We start from the raw sequence: 4,464 nt of genomic DNA, 5'->3' as shown, positions 1-4,464 counted from the left end.
CCATCTGATGCATGTCGTTGGTCATCTGCTGGGTCAGGCTTTGCATCTTGACCATGCTGTCGATGGTCGTCTGCATCATGTCGGCTTGTTTCAGCATGTCGGCCATCTGATCTTCTTGGTACTTCTGGTTCATCTGCTGGCTGACGCCCTGCATGCTGATCTGGAAGGGGATCGAAGTGTGCTCGATCGGCGTGCCCTGAGGCCGCGTAATGGCTTGCACGCGGGCGATTCCGGGCACCCGGAAGATCGTCTTGGCGATTTTGTCGATGATAAGGAAGTCCGCGGAGTTACGCAGGTCGTGGTCGCTTTCGATCATCAGCACTTCGGGATTCATGCGAGCTTGCGAGAAGTGCCGGTCCGCCGCCGCGTAACCCTCGTTCGCGGGCAGGTCGGCGGGCAGATAATTGCGGTCGTTGTAGTTGGTGCGGTATCCGGGCAGCGTCAGCAAGCCGATGAGCGCTACCCCGATCGTCATGACCAGGATCGGCCCTGGCCACCGGACGACGAGGGCGCCGATCTTGCGCCAGCCCCGAATGCGGTTTGTCCGCCTGGGTTCCAGGGTTTTGCCGAAGCGCGTCACCACCGAGATGACCGCGGGGCCCAGCGTCAGTGCCGCACCCACGACGACCACCATCCCGATGGCCAACGGGATGCCCAGGGTCTGGAAATAGGGCAGGTTCGTGAAGTGCAGGCAGAAGGTCGCGCCGGCGATGGTCATGCCCGAGCCGAGCACCACGTGCGCGGTGCCTTTGTACATGTCGTAATACGCGTCTTCTCGGGACATGCCGAGAGAGCGGGCTTCCTGATATCGGCCCATCAGGAAGATCGCGTAGTCGGTGGCGGCGGCGATCGCCAGTGTGACAAGCAAGTTGGTGGCGAACGTCGACAGTCCGATGATCTTGAAGTAACCCAGGAATGCGACCATTCCCCGCGCGGCCGAGAGCTCCAGCACGACCATCACCAGGGTGAGCAGCACCGTGATGATCGAGCGATAGACCAACAGCAGCATCGCGATGATCACGGTGAACGTGGCCGTCGTGATGACCTGAAGGCTGCGGTCACCGGCGGTGTGCTGATCCGCTGACAGCGCAGCGGGCCCGGTGACGTAAGCCTTGACCCCACTCGGCGCGGGAACGCTTTTGACGATGTTCTGCACCGACTCGACGGATTCGTTGGCCAGGGCCTCGCCCTGGTTACCGGCGAGGTACACCTGGACGTACGCGGCCTTGCCGTCGTTACTTTGTGCGCCCGCGCCGGTCAGCGGGTCGCTCCACATATCCTGAACGTGCTCAACGTGTTTGGTGTCGGCGTCGAGCTTCCTGACGATCTGGTCGTAGTAGGCGTGGGCGTCGGCGCCCAGCTGATTCTGGCCCTCCAGAACGATCATCACCGAGCTGTTGGACTTGTATTCGTTGAAGATCGCACCCATGCGCTTGGTCGCGACCACCGATTGCGCGTCGTCTGGTGCCATCGACACCGAGCGCATCTTCCCGACCTCGTCCAACTGCGGGACGACGACGTTGAGCACCGCGATGATCGCGATCCAGCCGAGAATGATGGGGATGGCGAAAGCCCGGATGAGGCGCGGGATCTTGTCCCGCACGGGCTCTTGGGCAACGGGGATGCTGTCGGTACGGGCGTCGTCCGAGAATGCGCTCATGCTGATTTCACCAAGCAGAATGTCAGGGCGTGCACGCCGGTGGTTGTTTTCTCGTCCTTGACTTCGTCATCGATGGTGATGCGACAACCGAGGTAGTCACCGTCGCTTTGCGCCGACAGATTCGGGAAAACCGACGGAGCGGTTGTCTTGAGGACCAGGGTCCACGGCAGCGGCGCACCGTCGACCCGCGTCGGGTCGGCGGACAGGTCCAGGTAGTTGACGTTGGCATGGCTCGCCGAACCGAAGACTTCGTACTTGACGACCTTGGGCTTGAACGGTTTGGAATCATCCAGCCGCGGACTTGTCATGACACCGGTGTCCTGGGCGCCGAAGAAGGACTTCACGCGGACCACGGCGAACCCGCCGACCACGACGACCGCCACGATCAACAGCGGTAGCCATGCGTTGCGAACAAGCTTCGAGATCTGCAACTACCCGACTCCCTTTCTCATCACGGCACACCCGACGCGGCCGGCGTCAGCGTGACCCGCCCCCGAGGTCATGGCCGGTTGTGCAACGACTTACTGTGCACCGCAACGGTTTCGGCGGTTCACGCGGTCCGAACAGGTTCGATGGTCACGAGCTGCGGCCACCCGAGCACACCGGTTGTCGCCCCCAGCGCCGACACGAGGCTTATGAGATTGAGGAAGCGTTCTCAGGTACCGCAAAGGAAAGCCTAGTACATGTTCTGCATATGTTGCACATCATGCAACGTTTGCCGTCCGTGTTTCAAATCACTTTGTGAAGATGCTGTTGACCAGCGCGGCGGCCCGTTCGACGTGCGGCATCGGCGTGTCGTCGGCATCGTGCGTCTCGCATCGCGACCAGCGCTCGATGCCCGAACGCACCGCGGTCAGTGCCAGCGCAGCAACCAACGCGACTATCTCGTCGTCGGCCCGCATGCCCTGCCGGCGGGCGACGACGTCGGTCAGGTGATTTTGAAATCGTTCCAGATCCGCGAGGAACGCGGCCAGCACCGCAGGGGACGTCTTGGCGAGTTCGAGCATGTGGGCCGCGTGTTCGCGCCGCGGCGGCACGTCGCGGAGGTGGTGTGCCGCCAGGGTGATCAGCTCCGCGAGCACCACCGAATAAGGAGCGGGCCCCGCGGCGACGAAATCCGCCACCAACTCTGGGGGTATGTCGGAGGGGCCGTAGGCGATCGCTGACTCTTTATTGGGGAAGTAGTTGAAGAAGGTGCGCGTCGAAATTCCGGCTTCGGCGCAGATCTCGTCGATGGTGACCTTGTCGTATCCGCGTTCCAGCGTGAGGCGCACCGCGGCATCGCGGATGTCCGCGCTCGTTTGGCGGCGACGGCGCTCGCGCAGACCCATCTGATTGACGACCACGACGTCCATAGTTGCACATTCTGCACATTTTGCAGTCAAATCGCGCAGGGTCGGGCTGCGGTCGTTCGGTGAGGGCCGCGCCGCCCGCGACGGTGCGATGCTTAAAACTGTTCGTGGACAGGCGGATCCGGCCATTTCCAACCGGGTCGGGCTACGTCCCGGAGGGAGCGAGGGCATCTCTCAGGTGATTGCACTGACTGGCGAAGAATCTCACCGAAACGGGGGCCTTCTCCGCTACCTGGTCGAACGCGTGAAAGGCACCCGCCGCGACTTCCTCGTGGACGGGAACGCCCGCCTCCCGAAGCCGCCGCCCATAATCCCGGCACTCCTGGTAGAACAGGTCCACTGTCCCGACCCCGATCCAGGCGGGTGGCAGGCCGGTCAAGTCCGCCCGCCGTGCCGGGGCGGCCTCTTCGGGATCGGCGCCGTTGAGATACCAACGCCACGCCAGTTGGTTGTCGCTGTCGGTCCACATGATGCGTCTTTGGCCGTCGCGGCCGGCGCCGGTGCGGTCGTCGAGCATCGGGTACACCAGCATCTGGTAAACGAGTTTGACGTCCTTGCGATCGTGAGCCCGTTGGGCCACCGCCGCCGCGAAATGTCCACCGGCACTGGCGCCACCGATGGCGATTCGATCCGGGTCCACCCACGGTTGGCGTGCCAGCCATAGCAGCGCTGCATAGCAGTCTTCGACCGGTATCGGATAGGGATGCTCGGGAGCCAGTCGGTGTTCCACCGCCACTATCGCGACGTCGGTGAGGTGCGAGAGCTTGCGGAGGTATTTGTCGTCCTGGGCGGCATGGCCCATGATGGTGCCGCCGCCGTGGATCCACAGCAACGCGGGCGCTCGCGCGGGAAGGCCTGCCGGGCGATGCAGGCGGACCTTGACGTGCTCGTTGACGGCGGCAACCGGCACGTCACGCAGTCGGCCGGCGTTCCCCATAAGGTGCATGAGTGCCCGCTGGAGCTTGAGGCCACGGTGCAGGGCGTATCCACGAGGCAGGAATGGGGCCACCTTGCGCAGACCGGGATCCAGCACCTGTTGCGAGGTGAAGGCCTTCCCGGTCTTGTTCGCCATCGAGTGCCCTCTGTTCCGTTCGCGCCGGTAGACACGCTGACCATACAGGATGGGGATAGTGTCCCCGGGCGCTCGCGGACGGCCACTAGGCGTGCGGCGTGCCGGGCATCATCGGAGCCGTCGGTACACGCCAAATCCATTGCCGGACAGCTTGATCAATCCGGCCGACCGCCGCGAGCCGGCGTCGGCAACGCCGACCGGCTCCGCGGGTTGACCGGATGCCGTCGACTACCTCCGTTCAGTGGGGTCTCCGAGTCAAGATCAAGGAATTCGTAACGATAGCCGCGGTCAATTCGGCGATCGGTGCTTGCGCCTGAAGGCGCGCCCGGCAGGCAAAATCGTGTGGTACCCGGTGGTTTGCGAGAGGACGCACATGCTTC

At 63.5% G+C, this 4,464-nt stretch carries 4 protein-coding genes; all 4 read right to left on the bottom strand.

Annotated elements, in window-relative coordinates:
• On the bottom strand, window positions 1–1,660 hold a 1,660-nt coding region (locus tag JOZ00_RS04365), incomplete at its 3' end, for an MMPL family transporter (RefSeq protein ID WP_293340145.1).
• Window positions 1,657–2,091, bottom strand: coding sequence for an MmpS family transport accessory protein (locus JOZ00_RS04360; RefSeq protein ID WP_293340143.1), 435 nt, complete (start codon window positions 2,089–2,091; stop codon window positions 1,657–1,659). The genes JOZ00_RS04365 and JOZ00_RS04360, both read right to left, overlap by 4 nt.
• Window positions 2,092–2,394: 303 nt before the next feature.
• Entirely contained in the window at window positions 2,395–3,015 is a 621-nt protein-coding gene (locus JOZ00_RS04355; protein WP_293340140.1) for a TetR family transcriptional regulator, read from the bottom strand.
• Between the two features lie 142 nt (window positions 3,016–3,157).
• A complete protein-coding gene (locus tag JOZ00_RS04350; RefSeq protein WP_293340137.1) occupies window positions 3,158–4,084 on the bottom strand; it encodes an alpha/beta hydrolase in 927 nt (308 codons plus the stop codon).
• Window positions 4,085–4,464 lie beyond the last annotated feature (380 nt).

Origin of the sequence: Mycobacterium sp. (assembly GCF_019243155.1) — a bacterium.
GTDB lineage: Bacteria > Actinomycetota > Actinomycetes > Mycobacteriales > Mycobacteriaceae > Mycobacterium.
Note: the sequence above shows the minus strand (reverse complement) of the source record. Positions and strands in the feature narration are given on the sequence as shown.